This window comes from Oceanihabitans sp. IOP_32 (assembly GCF_009498295.1).
In the GTDB taxonomy this organism is placed as follows: Bacteria; Bacteroidota; Bacteroidia; order Flavobacteriales; family Flavobacteriaceae; genus Wocania; species Wocania indica.
Genome location: NZ_CP040813.1, coordinates 241,487 through 265,666, shown reverse-complemented (window position 1 = coordinate 265,666; position 24,180 = coordinate 241,487). Strand labels below are relative to the sequence as shown.

General features: G+C 35.6%; 17 protein-coding genes. 5 read left to right on the top strand and 12 right to left on the bottom strand.

Annotated features, from left to right (window positions below):
- Positions 1–48 precede the first annotated feature (48 nt).
- The 7 genes from FEZ18_RS01055 to FEZ18_RS01025 form a co-directional block, all read right to left on the bottom strand.
- On the bottom strand, positions 49–981 hold the full coding sequence (locus FEZ18_RS01055) for a peptidylprolyl isomerase (RefSeq protein WP_153269014.1): 933 nt from the start codon (positions 979–981) through the stop codon (positions 49–51).
- A 112-nt stretch (positions 982–1,093) separates the two neighbouring features.
- Positions 1,094–2,635, bottom strand: coding sequence for an acyl-CoA carboxylase subunit beta (locus FEZ18_RS01050; protein ID WP_153266598.1), 1,542 nt, complete (start codon positions 2,633–2,635; stop codon positions 1,094–1,096).
- Between the two features lie 56 nt (positions 2,636–2,691).
- Positions 2,692–4,134 (bottom strand): acetyl-CoA carboxylase biotin carboxylase subunit, encoded by a 1,443-nt coding sequence (gene accC / locus FEZ18_RS01045; protein ID WP_153266597.1) that lies wholly within the window; start codon positions 4,132–4,134, stop codon positions 2,692–2,694.
- 90 nt (positions 4,135–4,224) lie between these two features.
- A complete protein-coding gene (locus FEZ18_RS01040; protein ID WP_153266596.1) occupies positions 4,225–4,710 on the bottom strand; it encodes an acetyl-CoA carboxylase biotin carboxyl carrier protein subunit in 486 nt (161 codons plus the stop codon).
- A gap of 335 nt (positions 4,711–5,045) precedes the next feature.
- Entirely contained in the window at positions 5,046–5,606 is a 561-nt protein-coding gene (locus FEZ18_RS01035; RefSeq protein WP_153266595.1) for an NUDIX hydrolase, read from the bottom strand.
- A 243-nt stretch (positions 5,607–5,849) separates the two neighbouring features.
- Entirely contained in the window at positions 5,850–6,938 is a 1,089-nt protein-coding gene (locus tag FEZ18_RS01030) for a M42 family metallopeptidase (protein WP_153266594.1), read from the bottom strand.
- Positions 6,939–7,217: 279 nt separating this feature from the next.
- The gene (locus FEZ18_RS01025) at positions 7,218–8,300 is read right to left on the bottom strand and encodes a DUF1266 domain-containing protein (protein ID WP_153266593.1); all 1,083 of its coding nucleotides are present in this window, start codon (positions 8,298–8,300) and stop codon (positions 7,218–7,220) included.
- Positions 8,301–8,724: 424 nt separating this feature from the next.
- Between FEZ18_RS01025 and FEZ18_RS01020 the strand changes: the two genes are divergently transcribed.
- The 3 genes from FEZ18_RS01020 to FEZ18_RS01010 are packed head-to-tail and all read left to right on the top strand — an operon-like array spanning position 8,725 to position 10,551.
- Positions 8,725–9,405 (top strand): DUF4294 domain-containing protein, encoded by a 681-nt coding sequence (locus tag FEZ18_RS01020; RefSeq protein ID WP_153266592.1) that lies wholly within the window; start codon positions 8,725–8,727, stop codon positions 9,403–9,405.
- A gap of 3 nt (positions 9,406–9,408) precedes the next feature.
- Positions 9,409–10,035, top strand: a complete 627-nt coding sequence (gene trhA / locus FEZ18_RS01015; protein ID WP_153266591.1) for a PAQR family membrane homeostasis protein TrhA — start codon at positions 9,409–9,411, stop codon at positions 10,033–10,035.
- Between the two features lie 21 nt (positions 10,036–10,056).
- The gene (locus FEZ18_RS01010) at positions 10,057–10,551 is read left to right on the top strand and encodes a GNAT family N-acetyltransferase (protein WP_153266590.1); all 495 of its coding nucleotides are present in this window, start codon (positions 10,057–10,059) and stop codon (positions 10,549–10,551) included.
- A 116-nt stretch (positions 10,552–10,667) separates the two neighbouring features.
- Here the strand turns inward: FEZ18_RS01010 and FEZ18_RS01005 are convergent, their stop codons facing one another.
- Positions 10,668–11,096, bottom strand: a complete 429-nt coding sequence (locus FEZ18_RS01005; protein ID WP_153266589.1) for a DUF4268 domain-containing protein — start codon at positions 11,094–11,096, stop codon at positions 10,668–10,670.
- A gap of 93 nt (positions 11,097–11,189) precedes the next feature.
- Positions 11,190–11,864, bottom strand: a complete 675-nt coding sequence (locus FEZ18_RS01000; RefSeq protein ID WP_153266588.1) for a ZIP family metal transporter — start codon at positions 11,862–11,864, stop codon at positions 11,190–11,192.
- 327 nt (positions 11,865–12,191) lie between these two features.
- Here FEZ18_RS01000 and FEZ18_RS00995 point away from each other — a divergent pair, with 327 nt between their 5' ends.
- Positions 12,192–13,349, top strand: a complete 1,158-nt coding sequence (locus FEZ18_RS00995) for a class I SAM-dependent RNA methyltransferase (protein WP_153266587.1) — start codon at positions 12,192–12,194, stop codon at positions 13,347–13,349.
- Positions 13,350–13,642: 293 nt separating this feature from the next.
- On the opposite strand, the gene FEZ18_RS00990 is transcribed toward FEZ18_RS00995, so the two are convergent.
- The 3 genes from FEZ18_RS00990 to FEZ18_RS00980 form a co-directional block, all read right to left on the bottom strand.
- Entirely contained in the window at positions 13,643–16,780 is a 3,138-nt protein-coding gene (locus FEZ18_RS00990) for a glycoside hydrolase family 2 TIM barrel-domain containing protein (RefSeq protein ID WP_228122807.1), read from the bottom strand.
- 11 nt (positions 16,781–16,791) lie between these two features.
- Positions 16,792–19,830 carry an aminotransferase class III-fold pyridoxal phosphate-dependent enzyme gene (locus tag FEZ18_RS00985; RefSeq protein ID WP_153266586.1) on the bottom strand — a complete coding sequence of 1,013 codons (3,039 nt, stop codon included), beginning with the start codon at positions 19,828–19,830 and terminating at the stop codon, positions 16,792–16,794.
- Between the two features lie 87 nt (positions 19,831–19,917).
- Positions 19,918–21,969 carry an MGH1-like glycoside hydrolase domain-containing protein gene (locus tag FEZ18_RS00980; RefSeq protein WP_153266585.1) on the bottom strand — a complete coding sequence of 684 codons (2,052 nt, stop codon included), beginning with the start codon at positions 21,967–21,969 and terminating at the stop codon, positions 19,918–19,920.
- Between the two features lie 197 nt (positions 21,970–22,166).
- On the opposite strand from FEZ18_RS00980, the gene FEZ18_RS00975 reads away from it, so the two are divergent.
- On the top strand, positions 22,167–23,861 hold the full coding sequence (locus tag FEZ18_RS00975; RefSeq protein ID WP_153266584.1) for a tetratricopeptide repeat protein: 1,695 nt from the start codon (positions 22,167–22,169) through the stop codon (positions 23,859–23,861).
- Positions 23,862–24,180: the final 319 nt, after the last annotated feature.

The window sequence follows — 24,180 nt, the reverse complement described above, 5'->3', positions numbered from 1 at the left end:
AATTTCCATATGTTTGTGTTGAATAATACCGTAATAATGGTTTTAAATTTATTTCACATCCATTAATTCCACATCAAATATTAAAGTCGCATCTGGTGGGATTACACCACCTGCACCAGCGCTACCGTAGGCTAAATTACTTGGTATTACTAAACGAGCTTTATCACCAACATTTAGCAAACAGATACCTTCATCCCAACCAGGAATTACTTGACCAACGCCAACCGGAAACTCTAAAGGTTGTTTGCGTTTGTAAGACGAATCGAAAACAGTGCCATCGGTTAACTGCCCTTTATAGTGCACCGATACGGTTTTACCTTTTTCTGCTTTGGTACCTGTGCCTTCTTGAAGTATTTTATAACGTAAACCGCTCTCTGTTTTATTAAAGCCAGCCGCGAATTTATCTAATTCGGCCTCAGCTAAAGCTTTGGCTTCTTGTATTCTTTTTTCTCTTGAACCTTCAAATGTTCTAAAAGCTTCAACAGCATTAAAAGCTTCTGCATCTGCACCAACTCTTACAATTTCTATACTATCAATGGTATCGCCTTGAGCAATGGCATCAACAACGTCTTGACCGTTTTGAACTTTTCCAAAAACCGTATGCTTACCGTCTAGCCAAGAGGTTTCTACGTGCGTAATAAAAAATTGACTTCCGTTGGTTCCTGGTCCTGCGTTGGCCATCGATAATATACCAGGGCCATCATGCTTTAAATCGGGGTGAAACTCATCGTCAAACTGGTATCCTGGATTACCCGTGCCTGTACCTTGTGGGCATCCACCTTGTATCATGAAATCAGGTATCACCCTGTGAAATTTTAGTCCATTGTAATATGGCGTGCCTTGAGGTTTGGCTGAATTCTCTAAATTTCCTTCGGCTAAGGCTACAAAATGACCTACGGTTCCAGGTGTTTTTTGGTACTCTAAGCTTACTAGAATTTCTCCTTTTGTTGTGTTAAATTTTGCGTATAATCCGTCTTGCATTGTTGTTATTTTTAAGAAAGTGCAAATATAAGGATGATTTGGGAATTTTGATTTGCCATTTTGTTTTTTTTCTTTAAAACAAAGGGTTTCAATGCCTATATCGACTAGAAATTTATAGGGGAATGTTGCCATGTTTTCTTTTAGGCGTTTCCACTTTTTTGTTTTCTAACATCGCGAAGGCTTTTATTAATTTACGTCTGGTGTTTTTGGGCAAAATAACTTCATCAATAAAACCACGTTGTGCAGCGCGGTAGGGGTTTGCAAATTTCTCGGCATATTCGGCTTCTTTTTCAGCAAGCTTTTTAATGGGATTATCGGCATTAGCGATTTCCTTTTTAAAAATAATTTCACTTGCGCCTTTCGCTCCCATAACTGCAATTTCTGCACCTGGCCATGCGAAATTAAAATCGGCGCCAATGTGTTTGGAGTTCATAACATCATAAGCACCACCGTAAGCTTTTCTCGTAATAACCGTTACTCTTGGTACGGTAGCTTCACTTAATGCATATAGTAATTTTGCGCCGTGTACAATAATACCATTCCATTCTTGGTCTGTACCCGGTAAAAACCCAGGAACATCAACTAAAACTAGTAACGGAATATTAAAACAATCGCAAAAACGAGTAAAACGGGCTGCTTTTTTAGAGCTATTTACATCTAAAACGCCTGCTAAAAATTGAGGTTGGTTGGCTACGATACCAATACTTCTTCCGGCTAAACGAGCAAAACCAACAATAATATTTTCGGCATAATCTTTATGAATCTCGTAAAAGGAATGGTCATCAATAATACCTGAAATCACAGCCTGCATGTCGTATGGTTTGTTGGAGTTGTTTGGTACGATATTCGATAAGACTTCTCGTGTTTCTTCACCCAATTTAAACTCTAATGCATTTGGTTTAGCGGTATTGTTTTGTGGTAAATAGCTTAGTAGTTTTTTAATGTCTTCTAAACATTCAATATCATTGGCCGAGGTTTTATGAGCCACGCCAGATTTAGAAGCGTGGGTATTTGCGCCACCTAACTCTTCGCTCGTTACGGTTTCATTAGTTACTGTTTTTACAACATTTGGGCCAGTTACAAACATGTAACTAGTGTCTTCTACCATAAGTGTAAAATCTGTCATGGCTGGAGAATACACAGCACCGCCTGCACAGGGGCCCATAATGGCAGAAATTTGCGGAACCACTCCAGAGGTTTGTACATTTCTAAAAAAAATATCGGCATAACCCCCTAAAGAACGTACACCTTCTTGAATACGAGCGCCACCAGAATCGTTAAGACCAATAATAGGCGCACCAACTTTAACGGCTAAATCCATGATTTTACAAATTTTTTCGGCGTGTGTTTCAGATAAAGCGCCACCAAACACGGTAAAGTCTTGGGCATAAATATATATTAGTCTGCCATTTACAGTGCCGTAACCTGTTACTACGCCATCGCCATAATAGACCTCGTTTTCCATTCCAAAATCGGTAGTTCTATGGGTTACTAAGGCTCCAATTTCTTCAAAAGAGCCTTCATCCATTAAATAGTTTACCCGTTCTCTAGCGGTTAATTTTTTTTTGGCGTGCTGTTTGTCAATACGTTTTTGGCCACCTCCTAAATGTGCTAAATTTAGTTTTTCGTTTAAGATGTCTATTTTGGATTTCATGTGCTTGGAAGATTGTTATGGTCTAATTTTGTTTTTACACCAACGTCGCTTACTTTCTAATTATGTGGTAAACGAAGTTGTTTTTGATCTTTTAAATATTGTTTGAGTGCTAAGGTAGCAGCAATTTTAGCTTCATTTTTGGTTTTATTTCGTAAAGTTTCAGGAGCATAATAATTTTTAACAAAATGCGTGTCGAAATTCCCCGAACGAAAGGCCTCGTGTTCACAAACATATTTACCAAATGGAAGGGTTGTTTTTACGCCTTCAACATGGAAATTTTCAATGGCATGTATCATGAGTTGAATCGCTTCTTCCCGGGTTTTTCCATACGTAATTAGTTTGGCAAGCATGGGATCGTAATATATTGGGACTTCCATACCTTCTTCAAAACCGTTATCCACACGAATATGTTGCCCGAAAGGTAACTGATATGTTTCTAGAGTGCCTACACTTGGTAAAAAATCGTTTAAAGGATCTTCGGCATAAACACGTAATTCTATCGCGTGACCGTTAATTTTTAAATCTTCTTGATTTAGTTTAAGCGCTTCGCCACGAGCAACTTTAATTTGAAGTTCGACCAAATCTACACCACAAATTAATTCGGTTATAGGATGTTCTACTTGCAGTCTAGTATTCATTTCAAGGAAATAGAAATTACCATGTTCATCTAATAAAAACTCGACTGTTCCAGCGTTTAGATAGTTACAAGATTGCGCTACTTTAACGGCTGCTTCGCCCATTTCTGCTCTCAATTGCGGGGTTAAAATTGACGAAGGTGCTTCTTCCACCACTTTTTGGTGCCGTCTTTGGATGCTGCATTCCCGCTCGAAAAAATGTAAAACCTTACCATGGCTATCGGCCACGACCTGAATTTCTATGTGTCTCGGAGAAGCAATGTACTTTTCTATAAAAACAGCGCCATCGCCAAAGGCCGATGTCGCCTCGCTTATAGCGCGACGCATTTGCGATTCTATATCGCTTTCTTTTTCTACCACACGCATGCCTTTTCCGCCGCCACCAGCAGAGGCCTTTATTAGAATGGGATAGCCTATTTCTTTGGCAATGCTTTTGGCCTTTTTAACATCGGTAATGGCTTCGTCAATACCAGGAACCATGGGGATATTGTAATGTTTTACGGTTTCTTTGGCCGCTAATTTACTGCCCATGATTTTTATGGCTTTTGATTTGGGCCCAATGAAAATAATGTTGTTTTTTTCACATAATTCAGCAAAATCGGCATTTTCACTTAAAAAACCATAGCCTGGGTGTATGGCATCTACGCCGAATTGTTTGGCGACTGCTATAATTTTATCAGCTCTTAGATACGATTGATTGGAGGGCGATTCGCCAATGCAAACCGCTTGATCGGCAAACTTAACATGAGGGGCATTTCTGTCGGCCGAAGAATAAACCCCAACAGTTCTTATACCCATTTTTTGAGCTGTTTTCATTACCCTCATGGCAATTTCGCCACGGTTTGCTACTAGTATTTTTTTCATTTAGAATGTGTTTTTTTCATTTCCTCGAAGGCCGAAATCTCCCCATAATTTTTAAGGTTTATTTAGAATATTTTCAAATTATTTTCTTGGCTATTCAAACTCAATTAATAATTGATTTTTTTCTACGGCATCACCTTGTTTCACGGCAATAGATTTGATAATACCATCTCGTGGTGAAGTGATCATATTCTCCATTTTCATGGCTTCAAGAATGATTAAAGTGTCATTTTCTTTGACTTCTTGATTTACTTGAGCACGTAGGTCTAAAATCAAGCCAGGCATTGGAGCTTTTATAAAATTTACTTGTTTAGAGGCGCTTACAGAAAACCCCATGTCGTCTATTAAAATATCCAAATCATTAAAAATAGAAACCTTATAAAGCGTGTTATTTACTTTTATTTGGTAGAATTTATTATTGAAATCTGACTCCAGAATTTCTATATGATAGGAAGTATTTTGATGAATAACATGTTGTTTGGAGTCTGAAATTTGAATGACGTCAAGATTGGAAACGGCATCTTTATTAATTTCAAAATCGAAAGTAGCATTAACGTTGGTTTTGAAAGTTTGACTCATAAGTTTATGAAATTGTTTTCATGTAAATATAAGCATTATAAAACGCTTTATTATTTTCTATCATTAATGTTCTACAAAAGACATAAGACCGCTTCGCTAATAGACATAAGAACCAAGACTTGATTCTAACTAACTGATAAACAGAAGTACTTTAAATTAACAAAATAGTTCCTTTAAATCTTAATAATTATTTCAAATAAGTAAGGTGACATTTTAAAAAACGTGCAAAGTTCTAAATTTTAAAAGAATTGATAGCATTATAATATTTTTAAACGGACACTAGTGATTTTTTATGAATGTTTAAGTCTATGAGACGGACTGGCTTATTGTTTTTTTTATTTTCTTGTCATGGCCTGCTCAATATGGTGAAGCACAGTTTCGTAATACGATTTATTTGAAGCTACAAAATGATTGTTGTTGTTACCAATAGTATTTAAAAGCCGTTTGAAGTTGTTTGTTGAGACTAGTTTTAGGGCTTCAACTTCTTCAGCTTGAATGGTTAATTGAGATAGTGAGACTTTTAAATTGGAAATAAAGGTATGGTGAAATTCGTTGTCTAAAATACCATTATCGTAGGATTTAAAACAATTAAAAACCCCAATTTTATTCAAATCATCTTCAGAAACCTCTAAACCTATTTCTTCTTTAATTTCTCTAATAGCGCCTTGTTTAATGGTTTCGCCAGCATCTATATGGCCGGCTACAGAAACATCCCAAAGTAAGGGGTAAAGTATTTTTTTAGACGAGCGTTGCGATAGTAAAATTTTGCCATTTGTTGTGTAGAACCACACATGTGCCGTGTTATGGTAATAGCCTTTTTGGTGGACAATTGATTTGGGTGCAGATTTTCCAGTTGGGTTACCGTTGGAAGTTACAATATCAATAATTTCGTCCATGTTGTTGGTTTTTATTGAGCATGTTTTAATGGGTATGCTGGGTTGCGTTAGGGATTGATGCGGCATCCTTTTTTTTAAAGCTAAAACCATACCTAGCTTAGAACTAAAATTTAAAAGATAGCTACGTCGCTTGCTCCTCGCTATGACGTAAAAAAAAGATATAGCGGAAAGCCCGACCCTTGTGGTAACGCCCTAATGATAATAAAAAAGCACCACGTTTAAATGGTGCTTTCTGTATTGGTTTTATTCAAAATAGCTAAACGTTTCGCCGCTCTTTATATTAAGTAAGGTTTCGTAAATGAGTTTAATAACGTTTTCAACATCTTCTTTATGCACCATTTCAACCGTGGTATGCATGTAGCGCAATGGCAATGAGATTAAAGCCGAGGCTACACCGCCATTACTATAAGCAAAGGCATCGGTATCTGTTCCTGTCGCCCTCGATAGGGCCGAACGTTGGAAGGGAATCTTTTTAGCTTCAGCAGTATCTGTAATTAAATCGCGTAATTTTTGTTGTACCGCCGGGGCATAAGCGATTACAGGCCCTTTGCCTAATTCCAAATGCCCTTCTTTTTTCATTTCAATCATTGGGGTTGTGGTATCGTGGGTTACATCGGTAACAATAGCCACGTTTGGTTTAATGGTGTGGGTAATCATTTCTGCACCGCGTAAGCCAATCTCCTCTTGAACGGAGTTGGTGATGTACAATCCAAAAGGCAGTTCTTTTTTGTTTTCTTTAAGTAATCGCGCTACTTCGGCAATCATAAAACCACCCATTCTGTTGTCTAAAGCACGACACACAAAATTGTCTTTGTTTAAAATGTGAAATTCATCTGGGTAAGTAATCACACAACCTACATGAACCCCTAATTTCTCGACTTCTTCTTTAGTTTTGCAGCCGCAATCAATAAAAATATTTTCTGGTTTTGGCGCTTCCTCTTTAGATTTGTCGCGCGTGTGTATCGCTGGCCAGCCAAAAACGCCTTTTACAATTCCGCTTTTAGTATGGATATTAACCACTTTACTCGGTGCAATTTGATGGTCGCTTCCGCCATTTCTAATGACATAAATTAAGCCGTTGTCGCTAATGTAGTTTACATACCACGAAATTTCATCGGCATGCCCTTCAATAACCACTTTGTATTTTGCTTCTGGATTTATTACCCCAACTGCGGAGCCATAGGTATCTGTAATAAATTCGTCTACATAGGGTTTTAGGTAATCCATCCAAAGTTTTTGCCCTGTCCATTCGTAACCTGTTGGTGCGGCGTTGTTTAAATATTTCTCTAAAAAATCCATAGATTTTTTATTAAGAATGCTCTTTTTTGTCATAGTTTAAAATTTTGAACTAAAGTAATAATATAAAACGAAAACGAATAATTTATATAGAGTCTTTAATTTAGATTTTACTGATACTGCAAAAAAACGAACCAACATAACATCAGTGATTTTTTTACAAGAAGCTAAACAAAATAATTGTGGTAGCCAGAAAATACTTGTATTATAATCTAAACTAGAGTGGCTCGAATTTAAAACCGATTTGCAGTGCTTTGTATTTCGGGTTTTGGCAAATGTTGCAGGAAAAACAAAAATTTACCTTGGCTGCATTTGTTATTGGTTTTTGTTAAATCCTATTTTGCTTGGTGTATTGTTGTCGTCTATGTCTTTAAGGAACGATTTAAAGTTGTCTGCCATATGATGCGGTAAATCTATGTTTTTAATGGACGTCCAATTTACGGTGTGTACTAAACGTTCATTTCCTGTTTTGGGGTTTAAAAAGGCATTTACCTGAGAGGTTCGCTCGAAGACTTGTTTTTCGTTATTACACCAATAGGCGTGACCCAAGCGCATATTGGTGTAAAAATCATCAATACTATCAAATAGAAAGTGTGAGAGGTCTGATGCTTTGTATATGTTCTGCCAAGCCTTTTCTTCTGTAATAAAACCACATTCAAAGGCAGCGGTACTCAATAAAACTGCTCGCCATAAATCCCATGCCCAAATGAGTTTTTGTGGTTGTGCACTCGAGGTATTAAAGCAGGAGTCGAAATAGTCTTCAGAAATTTCGGTTAACTCCAATAATCTGTTTTTCCATTCTGGATACTCTCTGTAGTCTAAAAGAAATTGCGAGGTATGAAGACCATTTAAAAGTTGGTTGTATAGTTTTTCGTATTTAGTTTTGGATATCATGCCCCAAGCATCGGCCCATTCAGATATGAGCTCCTCTTTTGTTTTTATATTAAAGTAATCTAGTTTTTTTCTGAAATTGGGTACGTGGTCAACTCTTACCTCTACGGGAGCATGTTCTAAGCTGTCTGTCCAAAAACCATCTGAATATCGTGAAAAGGCAATGAGTTGAAGGGCTTCTAATTGTTTAGTATTCGACGGTTTTACTTTACCAAAAGTATAATACTTTTTTTGCTGATGAATGTGTTCATTTTTGTGGAAAGACACGCGACGATAAACAAAATAAGCCAGAAGTATAATGCCAAGCCCTAATGGCACTTGTATAAATAAGGCGCTGTTATTCGTGAAGCGTGGTGCCTGATGTACTAAAAAAAATATAAAAATAAAGAGTAGTATTAATAATTGCGGTATAGTTATTAATAATCTATGGCGTATGGGTATTTCTAATAATATAAATTTACGCTTTTTTGGGTTTTTTTCCAGTTCACCAATATGATTTTGTAGCATGGTTTTCTATGAATTAATTTGTTGCTAATGTCTTAAACTCTAAACGATTTGATGCTAAGTTAATTATCTACCGTTTAACGAATGTAATAATTATTTATTACATAAAATTACAATCATTAATGTCGATAAGAGACAAAAGACCGTTTTGCTTTTTAGAATCAAGAACAAAGACTTGAATCTAACGAACTGATAAACAGAAGTGCTTTAATTAACAAAATATCTCCTTTAAATCTTAATAATTATTTCAAATAAGCAAGGTAACATTTAAAAAAATGTGCAAAGTTCTTTATTTTAAAAGGATTGACCGCATCATCATAATTTTAATGGAAGGTTAGTGAATTACAATCATAATATAAACAAAGTAAGCTACAGAGTTTTTATAAATTCAGTATTTTTGACATAATAAAGGCCCCAAGTTTTGTAAATGGATTTTTTAAAATACATAGTCGTACTTTTCTCGTTTTCGGTAGTTGCTCAAACTAATGATACTTTACAAGACCCCAAAAGCGATAAATATATTATTGTTGAGGGGGATTCTGTACCTAAACAAGCTATAGATTTAGAGACGGTTATAATTTTGCATAAACTTCAATTTAATAGCAAGGAGGAGCGCGCCAGATATTTAATTTTACGCCGAAGAACTCTAAAAGTATACCCTTATGCAAAACTAGCAGCGACGCGATTAGATACTTTAACAAATCGTCTGGCTAAGCTTACCAAAAATAGTGAGAAAAGGCGCTATACAAGGCTTATTCAAAAATATATTGAAGGTGAATTTTCAGAGGAATTAAAAAAGTTATCTCGGTCTGAGGGGCGTATATTAGTTAAACTGATACATAGGCAAACAGGAATAACAACCTTCGATTTAATTAAAGAATTGCGCAGTGGTTGGCGTGCCTTTTGGTACAATACCACGGCGAGTATGTTCGATATTTCTTTAAAAAGCGAATTCAATCCTAATATTGAAAAAGAAGATTATCTAATTGAAGATATCTTACAACGCAGTTTTCAAAACGGACGATTAGAACGACAAAAATCGGCTATCGAATTCGATTTTTTCGAACTGACAAACAAATGGTTAAAACCCAAACGAAACAACCCCTAATATATGCGTACACAAAGTGCTTTTGAAGAAAAATTGAATACCATTACGCACGCTATTGGTGCATTATTTGGCATTGCTGCTCTGGTTTTACTTATTGTTTACAATACCGGAAAAACACCTTATAGTTTATTTAGTGTGATTGTGTATGGCGTTTCAATTATTTTATTGTTTACAGCTTCAACAATTTATCATACCGTAAAAGGGGAGGGGCGTAAGTATTATTTTAGGATTGTAGATCATATAAATATTTATTTTTTAATTGCTGGCACTTATACCCCAGTGTGTTTAATTGCTTTAAACGATACGTTGGGTTGGACGCTTTTTTGGGTAGTTTGGGGTATTGCTGCTTTTGGAGCTGTTTTAAAACTGTTTTTTACGGGACGTTACGAGTTGTTTTCAACCTTACTGTATTTAGTTATGGGTTGGCTTATTGTTTTTGACTTTTCAAACCTTTCGAATAGTTTGGGTAGCGATGGTATTCTGTTTCTTTTTGCAGGTGGTTTATCTTACACCGTAGGCATTATTTTTTATGCCATTCAAAAAATACCATATAATCATGTGATTTGGCATTTGTTTGTTTTGGCTGGTGCGCTTTTTCATTTTCTTATGATTTTTTTTTACGTGATTTAATAACTAATACCTTGAACCATTATGATAGCGATTGTTCCTGCCAATAAAACTAAAGACTATAAGATTATAGAGCACTTGGCTCACACCATTTGGCATGAACATTATGTCCCTATAATTGGTAAAGCACAAGTGGAGTATATGCTCGACACATTTCAATCGGAAACAGCCATTTTAAAACAAATACATGACGAAGGTCTGGAATATTTTATTTTAACTTTTAATAAAATTCCTGCAGGCTATATAGCTTTTAAAAAAGAAGATAAACATTTGTTTTTGAGTAAATTATATGTTTTAGAGGCCTTTAGAGGACAAAAAATAGGAAAAACAGCTATGAATTTTGTTGTGGAAAAAGCCCAAACCTATAGCTTACAAGCCATTAAACTTGGCGTAAATGTTAATAATATTAATGCGATTAAAGCATACCAAAAATTGGGCTTTAAAGCTACTGGTAAACAGCTTACTAATATCGGTAAAGGCTTTTTTATGGACGATTTTATAATGGAGAAGCCCCTTTAAACACATTAGGAAGTTTAAAGCCCTTAAAGATTCTCAGAAAACAGATGAGTTTTTCGTTGTTTTAGACTTTTTTAGTTTGGTATCCTTGCGATTTAGTACCAAATAAATAAAAACAGTTACCCCTCAATCACTTCCTTATATTCCTCAAAAAAAGCTTCAAACAGGCTCATTTTTTCGTTAAAGAATTCCATGACCTCACGCCATGAGTTTTTGTTATGAATCGATACTTTTTGCTCTAAAGGCACGTAAATTCTGGAGATTTCTTTACCATTGTCCAAGATAAACGTTTCGTCAAAAATGGCGTCTGGCAAGAAGTCTTCTAATAAAATAGATTTTAAAGCTAATAATTTTTCCCAGTATTTAATGCGGTATTCTAAACTGTCTTCTACATCTAGCGTGACAAAAGCGGTTTTGGTATCAAAATGAAATTTAAACGACAGCCCTTTCAATTTGGTATGGTACAAAAGCCATTTCCGCGGAAACGATTTCCCGAAACTCGTCCAAAATTCCTGACGCATTAATCGTGATTCTTCTTTGCTAAACACTATTTTAGTTAAAAGTTAAAAGTTAAACGTGAGATGGTTCAATGTGTTCCTAGTGACATATTGTGATTTATATCGTTTTTTAACAGTCATCAGCTAAATCACATAGGCAATAGCAATACCCAAAATAATAGCTATAAATTTCGATAAATTAAATTTATGCCCATCGCTACTTTCAAATAAAATGGTAGTCGAAATATGTAAAAATATACCAATAACTATCGCATTAATGATATCACCATAAGCGGCAATAGCTTCCCAAGTATGTGAAATAAAAGTCCCCAGAGGCGTCATAAGCGCAAACACCACTAAAAACGCTGTAATTTTTAATTTGCTATAATTCGATTGAAACAAAAAGATACTTACCAAAGTCGCAATAGGGATTTTATGTATTAAAACACCATAAATCATATCGTTGTGTTTGTGTATTGGGAATCCTTCTAAAAAACTGTGAATACACAAACTAATAAATAACAACCAAGGAAAATTGTGGTTATCTTCACTAATGTGCAAGTGACCATGTTCGGCACCTTTGGAGAATAACTCCAAGACGATTTGTAATACAATACCGCACATAATAAAAAGACCTGCTTTTTTACCGTCTAAATGATGATAAACCTCTGGAAGTAATTCAAAAACCGTTAAAGCTAGTAAAAACGATCCGCTAAAGGAGAGTAGGAGTTTGGTGTTCCAAGTTTTTCTGTAATTTGTTATTATGGCGATTACAACACCTAAAATAACTGCCAATATGGGTAGCAACAATTTATCCATCCAATAAGTTTCTAATTTTAAATTAATTTCGAGGCATTATCGCGTGTAATACTCGTATTCTTAAACCTAAGAGCATTTACACTACTTTTAAGAAAGCAAAAGTAGTTATTTCATAAATATTGACCTACGGAAAAATTTAACTATAATTTTTAGTTCTTGATATTACCAAAATCAGTAAATACAAATTTTGGTTGAATTTAACTTGAAGGCTGAAAACACTTTTTTTTTATAAAAATGAATAATATTTCAATCCTTAACCCATTATCTGCAATTGCTAGTTAATTTGGGCAAAATTACGTTATTTTTGCAAAGAATTTGACGAATAAAATGGAAGAAAATTTCAAAATGGTTGCCAAAACCTTATTTGGCTTTGAGGAATTACTATCAAAAGAACTCACACAACTGGGAGCACAAGATGTTAAAATAGGTACGCGCCATGTGGCTTTTTCTGGAGATAAAGGCTTTATGTATAAGGCAAATTTAGCGCTGCGTACCGCCGTTAAAATCTTAAAACCCATACATAGCTTTACCGTAAACAACGAGCAAGATTTGTACGATAAAATCTATAAAATGTCTTGGGAGAAGTATTTAAAACCCACAGGCACTTTGGCTGTTGATGCTACGATACACTCCGATTTATTTTCGCATTCCCTCTATATCTCACAAAAAACAAAAGATGCTATTGTCGATAAGTTTAGAGATACTACTGGCGAACGTCCAAATGTAGATTTAAAGTTCCCAGACCTTAAAATAAATGTGCATATCGACAGGAAACAGTGTACCATTTCCTTAGATTCTTCTGGCGATTCTTTGCATAAACGTGGCTATAAAACCGCTACCAATATTGCCCCTATAAACGAGGTGTTGGCCGCGGGATTAATCATGCTTTCTGGCTGGGACGGGCAATGTGATTTTATGGATCCTATGTGTGGTTCTGGCACCATGCTTATTGAGGCTGCAATGATCGCTTGTAATATTCCGCCAAACTTAATGCGAAAAGAGTTTGCTTTTGAGCGTTGGCAAGATTGGGACGTGGACTTATTTGAAAAAATTGAAGAATCTTTAATTAATAAAACCCGCGATTTTCATCATAAAATTATAGGTTACGATAAAGCACCAAGCGCCGTGGCCAAAGCCATAGAAAACGTGAAAAACGCCCAGTTGGAAGATTTTATAGAGGTGAAGCACGAAGACTTCTTTAAAACCCAAAAAGGGGGCGACCAAAAATTACATATGGTATTTAATCCGCCTTATGGCGAGCGTTTAAATATAGATATGGAAGACTTTTATAAAAATATTGGAGATACCCTAAAACAAAACTATCCAGGCACCGATGCTTGGTTTATTACTTCAAACCTCGATGCGCTTAAACATGTTGGTTTAAGGCCTTCGCGTAAAATACCTTTATTTAATGCTAAGTTAGAATCGCGTTTGGTTAAATATGTGATGTATGAAGGTAGTAAAAAAGGGAAGTATATGAAGTAGGATTCATTACAATAAACATAGTTAAATTGATAAAAAAATCCCAGCTTAATTATGTAAGCTGGGATTTTTGATTTATTGAGCGTTTATGATCATGTCTTATGCTTATTATAACTGGTTTAGAGCATAACAAATGCTTAAAACATAAACCTCATGATTTTATAAATTTAAGTTTAATTTGTTTGTTAAACCTCACAGGTTTTCGAAACCTGTGAGGTCTTTATTATCGAGACAACTATTATTTTTTTGTCCTCAACATTTTTTTGCTATGCAGTAAAAACTGATCATAACATCAATTACTTAAACGGTACAATATCAAAAGAATAACTATAAGTTTTATTTGCAGGAATTGTGTATTGTGGGTGAACAAGTCGTCCCCAAGAGGTATCGCCACCAACGCCCATTTGCAAATAATCGATATTCCACTGTATGGTTTCACCAATGGTAATGTCGGCACCGTGTTTTGTGGTTACAGGCACTAAACCAGAGGCCGATTCGGAGGCATCGCCACTTTTAAAATCAATTTCGGACATGTCGAATGGCCAAACGCTTGTATTTAACAGCGTATTTCCAGATGCTCTTAAAGTTAAATCACTTGATGAGACGTTTACCCAACGCACATCGGTTTTGTTTCCAGTCTCTTGCGGACGCAGATAACGCTCAAACTGATTTGTTGTTTTTCCTGAGTAAATCCCAGTTTTCACACCAGTTTTTCTATCCCAATAACTTTCTGTTTCGCCTTTTCCATACCAAGATACATCTGTATAGTCTTTTGGCAAGGTGATGTACATGCCAATACGTGGTACGTTTGGTAATTCTTTTTTATTGGGAGAAAAACTGTAATTAAGGTTTAAACTTCCGTTAGATTGCAAGGTGTAAGCTACTTCTACTATCGCCTCATTGTTTGGTAGCGCATAATTAACTTTAAATTTAACCGCATTATTTGAAGCCACAGGTTTTTCAGATAGTTTGGCTGTGTAATTATAAGTGGCATCTTGCCAGATTTTGGCCCAATTTTGCATGTTATTACCTAAATCGTTATCGGTTGGTGGCCTCCAGAAATTAGGACGAATGGCTTGATTGGTTATTACTTTTCCTTGGTGCATCCACGATTCAATTTCACCGGTTTCAGCGTTAATTTTTAAATCAACTTTATCATTCTTAATCGTTAAAGTAGCGTCATCTTCAATAATTTCGAGATTTTCTCCTCTTGCAGGATTGGTTTTGCTGAATTTTCCTTTTTGAAGAACAAATTCATCCCAAGCCACTTCTTGGCCTTTTTTAAGCAAGTTTTTATCTTCATTTTGAATCAAACTCACTTGAAGAATAAACTCACTTTCCGAAGAAAAAGATTTTGGAAAATTTTGTAAGATAAGCTTTTGAGTGTCTTGAGGTTTAACATCAAGCTTAATAGCCTCATTGGTAACAATTTCTTTGCCATCTTTTAGAATTTTCCAAGAAACGGTTTTATCAGATAAATCAATAAAGAAATTCTTGTTTTCAAGTTCTACAACACCATTGCCTTTATAAGTAAATTGTACAGGCTCATATACCTTTTTTACCTCGGTTAAATGTGGGTGCGGGTTTCTGTAAGGATCTACCAAACCGTTGTTTAAAAAATTCCCGTCGGTTGGCAGGTCTGGATGATAATCGTGACCGTAAGCCAAATACGGATTACCATCTTCGTCTTTATATTCTAAGGCCTGATCGACCCAATCCCAAATATAACCACCTTGAAGGTTTGGATAGGTTTCAATAATATCCCAATAATCTTGAAGGTTACCAACAGAGTTCCCCATGGCATGGGCGTATTCAATCATGATAGAAGGCTTATCGGAATCTGATTTCCCGTGATTAATGAGATACTCTGGCTTTGGGTACATCGGGCAATACAAATCGGTATAATCTTCTTTTCCAGCTGGTTCGTATTGTACGATACGGTTATCGTCTTGCGCTTTTAACCAGTTATAAGTGGTTCTAAAAATCTCACCTTTTCCAGCCTCGTTTCCTAAAGACCATGAATAAATTGAAGCGTGATTTCTATCGCGGTAATACATACGCTGTGTACGCATTTCGTGTGCTGCCAACCAGCTCATTTCGTTACCTATTTGCGTTTTTTCGTCTATGGCTAAGGGATGACTTTCAATATTTGCTTCATTTACAACATATAAGCCGTATTTGTCACATAATTCTAACCAATAGGGGTCGTTTGGATAATGCGCCGTACGCACCGCATTGATGTTGTTTTGCTTCATCAATTGGATGTCTTTTTCCATGGACTCTCGCGACACCACGTGACCCGTAAAAGGATCGGTTTCATGCCTGTTTACACCGCGAATGTAAATCGCTTTGCCATTAATTAGCACCTGCGAATTTTTAATCTCTACACGTTTAAAACCTGTTTTTCTGGTGATGTATTGATTGTTTTTGGCATTGGTTTCGTCTTCTAAACTAATTTTTAGAGTGTATAAATTGGGTTGCTCTGCCGACCAATGTTTTATATTATTAATTATGGTTTCTGAAGTAAATGGAATACTACCATTAGCCGGAATATCTATAACTTTAGCATCTGTATATGCTACGGTTTCACCATCAAGAACTTCAACAGAAACTTTTCGTTTAACAGCTTCATCTGTATTGTTCACTAACGATACCGTGTTTTTGAAAACCCCATGAGTATACGTATCATCTAAATTGGTGTAAGCGTAATAATCTGAAATAGCCACTTTGGGTTGCGTATATAAATATACATCGCGTTCAATACCACTTACTCGTAACATATCCTGGCTCTCTAAATAACTGGCATCACTCCAACGAAATAATTGTAAGGCCAAAAGGTTTTTCCCCGCTTTTAAGTACTTGGTAATGTTAAATTCTGCGGGTAATTTACTGCCTTGAGAAAAGCCTACATACTCACCGTTTATATACACGTACATGGCCGATTTCGCCGCACCTACATGAAAAATAACATCTTCTAACAGAAAGTCTGCATCTACATGTATTTCTTTTCTATAGGTACCAACGGGGTTATAATCGGTTGGTGCGTCTGGCCATGTGGTGGTAAAGGGATAACGCTCGTCTAAATAAATAGGATGTCCGAAACCTACAACTTCCCAGTTGGCGGGTACAGCGATTTTGGTCCAATCGGAGTCATCAAAATTAACATTATGAAATGTGGTGGGTCTACTTTTAGGGTCTTTTACCCAATGGAACTTCCACTCGCCATTTAAATCTAAAAAGCGTTTAGAGGCTTCTTTGTTGGCTAGGTCTGGTGATTCAAACCCGAAATAGGTCGCTCTTGGTGGTAATTTGTTTTCCTCGAATATTTCGTGGTTAAAGTGATAGGTTTGTTCCTGGATTTCTGGAAGCGGATCGCTCTTGCAACCAAGTAGTGCCAAGCAAAAAAGTAAAATACCAAATCGTTTCATGTTCATTATCATAGAATTTAATAGGTTTGATGCATAAAATCTTCTGCAAAAATTTTTCTTAGGTAAAATATAAGTTCTGTTGCGTTTTCTTTGGTGAAAACAATAGGTGGTTTAATTTTCAAAACATTATTATCAGGGCCATCGGTACTCATTAAAATACCGTGATTTTTCATTCTCTGGGCTACGTAATCGGCTTCATCTGCCAAGGGCTCCATATTGGTATCTACCAACTCAACACCAAGAAATAAACCTTGGCCACGCACATCGCCAATAATTGGATGTTTTTGAGCCAGTTTTTTAAGTTCATCTTTTAAAAATGAGCCTACTTTTAAGGCGTTGTCTTGAAGCTTTTCGCGTTTTACGGTACGTATAACTTCAGTCGCAATAGCGCAAGAAACTGGGTTGCCACCAAAGGTGTTAAAATACTCCATACCATTGGCAAATTTATGAGCTACTTCTTGTGTGCAGGCCACGGCAGCAACAGGGTGACCATTACCTAAGGGTTTGCCAATAGTAACAATATCTGGTACGACATCGTGCAGTTGAAACCCCCAAAAAGTCTTCCCAACTCTACCAACACCCGTTTGTACTTCGTCTGAAATACAGAGACCGCCAACCGCTCTAATACGTTGGTAAGCTTTAGCTAAAAAGCCTTCGGGCAATTCTACTTGACCGCCACAACTTATAATGGGCTCTATGATAAAGCCACCAACACCTCGGCCTTTTTTATGTACACTATCGATTTGTTTTTGAACCTCCTCAGCGTATAATGTTCCTGTATTTTCGCCTCTATATTTTCCTCTAAAGGCATCTGGTAAGGGGAAAATATGAGTGTGCTCTGGTGCGCCACTGCCACCTTTGCCGTCAAATTTATACGAGCTTATGTCAATAGTCATATTGGTATTGCCGTGGTAACCAATTTCGCTAGCAATAATATCGCGTTCACCAGTATTGGCTTTAACCATTCTAATCGCCAATTCGTTAGCTTCGCTACCTGAATTCACAAAATGTAACACGTTTAATTCTGGCGGTAAGGTTTCAATGAGTTCTTTAGCTAGGTTAATTATGTTGTCGTGTAAGTAGCGTGAATTGGTATTAATTAATGCCATTTGTTCTTGGCCCGCTTTTACCACTTCGTATTTTTCATGACCTACATGCGCTACGTTATTTACGGTATCTAAATATTTGTTGCCGTATTGATCCATGAGGTATTGGCCAGCACCACGCACCATTTTAATGGGCACTTTATACTGAAGGCTTAAACTTTTACCTAAATGTTGTTTGCGATAACGGATTAAATCTTTATTTGAAATTTTATTATTGTTTTGAAGCGTTTCCGATTTAAACAATACATTAGGGTCTGGACAAATGCTTTCCCAAACTTCAATTTGATTATGATACGCCACACCAGGGAAATCATTCTTATAATCTAAAAGCGAGAGCATCACTTGAAAGTGAAGATGTGGCGCCCAGTTTCCGTTTTCATTAGAAGGTCCTAATTCTGCTAATTTATCACCTTTTTTAATTCGATCACCTACCTTGTGTTTTGTGGCACTAGCAACCGATAGGTGGCCATAAAGTGTGAAGAATTCAAAATTATCTGTTTGGTGTTTTAAAATAACCAGTCCGCCATATTTTTTAAGGCCTGCATCGTTTACAGCAACAATCACCTCACCATCAAACAAAGCATGTACAGGGGTTTGGCTTGGTAGCCAAAAATCTGTACCTAAATGAATGGTTCTACTTTCTTTACCATAATTGCCGATTTTATCGTAAGCGTTAGCCGTGTATAACGGTCGAGGTTCTAAATAGCCACCAGCAATAATATTATTAGGATGTTCCTTTTGAAGCTGATTAATTTTAAACTCAAATACATCTAAATTATTAAAATCTTCTTGGTGTCCCAACCATTTGCTAGACACGCTTAAGTCTAAGTTGACTATTTTATTCTGAGCAACCGTTGGGAAAATATCTAAAAACTCATAGTTATTGGCTGCTGCCCAACCATCGAATAATGCTTTATTCGGGTGGGCTTCAAAACCGCAAGCCGCTCTAAAACTATAATGGGCAAAATCGGGACTGATATCCCACCACTTTTTTAAGAGTTCCCAGGCCGGTTTTTCACTAATTAATAAGTATTTATTATCGGGTTCTTCAATTTTATTTATAGCCGATTTTGTAACCGAAATTACCAATCGCATCGCAATGGCGTTATATAAATGTTCCAACTCTTTTTCTTGCAAAGCAAATGTAGCGTGATAGCCTTTAACAATTGGCAAAGCCGCTTCTAACGGGTCGTTATGGTGCATTATGGCATACGCACAAGCAATGGCAACATCGTTAATAATTTGGGTGTGTACGGCATCGCCATAATCGATAGCGGCTTGAACTTTTGGGTTGATTAAATCTGAAGAGACGATCACATTATTATCGTTAGCATCGTTATGAACTACCGCTTTTCTTAATTTTGAATAGGAGTCTTGAGATTTTTTAAATAGGTTTTGAAAATATTCAATAATGCGTTTCTCTTCGTCTTTAAACAAATTCAGATGGGCTGTTGTCCATAGTGATTGCGCCACGTCCCACTCAAAGTTTCTGTGTGCTTCAGGGTGATCAAAGCCCTGTAAAGCTTGTGTTAACAAACCACATTGCTCACCTAAGCTATAGCGTAAATCGTTTAATTGCGGATTCACTTGACTCCAAACTCTGCCCGATATCCAACTTAATAACCGCACATGGCGTTCTTTTCCAAAATTGTCTGTGATTGTTGATATTGAATGGTCGTTACTGTCTTTTATTACTTTTGGAGCCAAAAGGTTTTGTCCGTTATCTTCAACAAACTGTAATAGTTTTTGTTGAAAATCGAGATAGTTTTCATTTTCGTTAGGTCTAGAAACTTTTAAAATATAACCTTCAGAATTTTCTACTTTAATTCTGAAGTTAAAATCCAATTCCCCAGGTAAGGCCGTTGCCTTTCCATTAATGTTATATAATTTGAAGAGGATATCTTCGGCTTGTTTATTAGATATTTTTAGTTTTTCGTAGTCGTAGTCCATTTTCTTAATTTCGAATAGAATTTTTCAAGAGGCCTCTTTACATTCTAGAGTTTCACTTCAAGCTTTTTTGTTCTTCCTCGAGGCCGTTTAATCGTTTTGTAATAACATAATAAGATGGGCGGCACTCCAACTAAAATTTTTAGCATTTAAGCCGGCTCCAGTTATAGGATGATAATTTTCACGAATGGCTTGTCCTTGTCCTAAGATCCCTTCGGCACCTACAATAATTTGTACGGTGGCTTTGTCGGCTTCGGTATTAAAATTGTAATTACGCAAGCCTTTTACTCCAAAATAGGCCTGATCTAACCAATTTGGACCTCTCCAATAACCTTTAAGCGGGTCGAATTTTTCATGATCGGCGCTCATGGTTTGGAAAGGCACTTTAGTATAGAACTTTTTAGGATCCATCAATTTGTTTTTTACGGCTTCGGCCTGTTCTTGCGTTGCGGCATTGGCCCAAAGTGCTGTCCAGCCTTCGCTACCTGCGCCTTTAATAAAGCTATTGCCATCAAGGTTAGTGTCGTAAAACCAACCGTCTTCACTATCGTAAAACTGATCTTGGATTTTCTCCTTTAAGACTTCAGCTTCAACTTGGTATGTTTTAGCTTCTTCTGTATAACCAATAGCCTTAGCTAGTTGGCTTAAATAAAGTTTTTCAGCATATAAATAAGCATTTAAATCGACGCTTTCTTGGTCTAGAGAATAAGCACCTTCGCTGTTTTTTAAAATTTTAGAATCGTCGAAACGAATGGCATTATCCATACCGCTTTCCCATTTTGCAGCAATTAAAGTGCCATCGGTAGAACCAAATTCGCACAATCCATCTTGATCATGGTCGCGTTTATTGTACCACCAATTGTGATATTTTACCAGTTTAGGGTAGAGTTCTTTAACAAATTCAATATCCTCGTCTTTTTCATAAATACTAACAACGGCCCAAGCAGAAAGTGGTGGTTTGGTATCGCGATAATTATGAGGTTCGATGCTGGTGTCTCTAAAAATACAATCGACAATAAAGCCGTCTTCGCTTTGAAAATCGAACATGGCGCGCATTTGGTTTTTTGCTAAATCTATATTGTAGTAAGATAAACCAACGGCATGTTTCCAAGAATCCCAAGACCAAAAACCGTTAAACCATTCGTAGTGATAACTCGGGAATAAGCCTTCGTTTGTGAGTTCTCCAGCTGGAATACGCCAATTGTTTTGCAAAGTTAAATGGGCCTTAGCTAAAACTTCGGCATATTTATCAGCTTTAAATTGTGATTTTCTATTTTCAATAATGGATTTTAGTTGCTCGTTTTTTTCTGTTTTGCGAGCCTCGAAAACCGAATTAAAATCTATATTATCAATTAGTTGCTCTTCTTCCGCCCATGAATATTCTGGAAAAATAAAAGTTTGTGTTATAATAAGGTCTTTGGTTTCGTTGGGTTTTAATTCGAATGTATTTAGCTGAATTTTATACGATTTATCTTCATCTGAAACATCAATATTTTGAATACTATTTGAAGTTTTAATATAACCAATAGCAGAAGATTTTTCTGAAACCAACTTGATAACATCAGCTTCATTTGAGATTGAAATACCAATATCTGACATGGCACCTTGAATACGAGCAATTGCGGTCATGTTTTCTGTACTTGTATTCGTAATGCTGGTTTTTTGAATGGCAGTATGACCAGAAATAAAAAACAATTCTTGTTTAACTTCTAGCTTTTCGTTTTTAAAGGCTTGTTCTAAATGACTGGCATAGCTTTTTTGGTGCACCAAATCATTTTTAAAATCAATTAAATTTTCAGAATCATTTTCTTCAGAAATATGTATACTTGAGAGGGATTTGCTACTCCAAACCCCATTTTGCTGGGTCATTAAAAAGGGTCCAGAAAATCCAAGAGCGTTTTTATTTACTTTTGGTAGGCTATAGGCAAACCACGCGCCTTGGTCTGAAAACATTAAACCAGAGCGGTCTGCGGAATCTTTTGGTGTTAGGCGATAGTCTAGAATATTTTCACTAAAGTCTAAAAACAGATGTTCTGCATTTTCCTGTTTAGATTTTTGGTTGTCTTGACAACTTAAACTCACTAAAGTTACTAGAATGGTGACAGCTTTTAGCACTGTAATTAAAAACTTGTTTGTAATCATTTTATTTTTTGTTTGTATAGAAGATATGCAACAAACAAAGCTCGATTATTTTTATCAAACAATCTAAAAAAAACCTTTACAAAACCTTTCAAATTCGTTTAAAAAAGTCTTTGATTACTATTTATAATAATTAGTTTTGCTGTTGTAACAACAGTATCAAATTGTTATATTACATTAATAATTTTAGTTTTTAAAATATGAATAAAATTGTAATTCTTACTCTTTCTCTAATTTTTGTTATGGGCATTAAGGTTTGTGCACAAACAAATATTTGGGATGAGAATCCGATCGATTCTCAAGTAGAATTAGATAGTTTATTAGTCATGCTCCCAAAAGCACAAACTGAAGAAAAATTATTGTTATTAAATCGCGTTGCAGAAATATACTGGACTATAGATCCTAATAAAACGATTGAATATGCCTCTCAGGCTTTACAATTAGCGGTAAGTCTTGAAAATAAAAACCAAGAAGGTTTAGCCTTAATAAATTTGTGTCAGGGCTATTTATTTAACGATTATTACGATAAAGCTTTACAATACGGATTGCAGTCTCTAGAAATTAGAAAAACAATTGGAAACCCTTACGATTTGGCTTTTACCTGGCGTACTTTGGGGTGGTTGTATTACGATATTGGTTATTTTGATAAGGCGCTAAAATACCATGAGGAGGCTCTAGCATTACATGAGGAAATAGGAGATCAACAACGTATTGCCTATAGTTATAATAGTATTGGTTTAATTCATGAGCAAAAAGGAGACTGCAAATTAGCTTTGTCGTATTTTAAAAAATCTTTAGACTTAAAAAGGGTGTTTAACAATAAACATAGAATTGCCGAAACCATAAAAAACATGGGCGTTTGTTACCGGAAAATTAATGAATTTGATTCGGCTAAAGTGTATTTAGATTCTGCTTTGCAAATTACCAATCAAATAAACGACAATCACAATAAGGTTTATATTTTAAACGAATTGGCTATTGTAAACTTAGAGAGTGGCGATTTTAATACGACATATGAATTGCTAAATGATTCAGAATTAATTTTAGAAACAATAAGTGATAATAAAGAATTAATTTTAGAGCACAATCGCATTAAGTCCGATTATTACCAAGCCGTGGGTAATTACAAGGCTGCACTTGATTATTATAAGGCTTATACCGAAGGAAGTTCTCAAATATTTTCTAGTAATAAAAGTGAAAAATTAACCGAAATGCGGGTTTTATATGAAGCAGAACGGCGAGAATCTGAAATTAAACTGCTAGAGCAACAAAAAAACTTGGAGGCCGAAAAGCGAAAAGGCATATTAATAGGTTCTGTGTTATTAATAATTATTGGTATTTTGGTTATCGTGTCGCTTCGTAATAACATTAAAAAAAACAAAGCCATTTATCAAAAAAACCAGAGGCTTTCTGAAGAGAAAATAAAAACCCAGGCCTTGTTACAAGAAAATCTAGAACATAAGTTAGAATTTAGAAATAAAGAACTTACCAATTTGGCCTTGTTTATTTCTCAGAGGACATCCATATATAAAGACTTTACGGAATCCTTAAAAAGTTTGAATTTTAAAGATTTAACCCAACTTAAAAAAGAGATTAATAAGCTTATAAAAGACTATTCTTTTAAATTTGTTAGAAACGACGATGTTAAAAACTTCCATTCTAATATAGAGACTTTACAAAGTGATTTTTTGTTTAAAATAAAAAATAAATATCCTCATCTTACAAATAAAGATGTTCAATTGGCCGTTCAAGTGAAACTAAAACTAAGTTCGAAGGAAATTGCAAACATCAATAATATCTCATTGAATTCTGTTGAGATTGGCCGGCACCGACTAAGAAAAAAATTAGGCTTAGAAAAAAAAGATAACCTTGTAAATTTTCTCGAAAACATATAAGTTGGTTTATCGTTTTTACTAATTTAAATGAATACTAGATCCAACTACAACGTTGTAGATTTTAGAGGTTTTAAGTATCTTTTGTAAGTTGAAAAGATGATTTTAGGAGTATTAATTCGCTTAAATTCAGTAATTTGTTGATGTTGTAAAGGTAAAGTAAAGGTGTTTTTAAGCTGTGTTTTTAAAAAACACATCATATTTGGAACAAGTAAAAAAAGACTTCCTTTTATTTCTTCAAAAAACTAACTATTAAAAAATTAACAATGAAAAAAAATCAATTAAAAAAACAAAAATCATACTTTCAGTGGTGTGTTTTTAT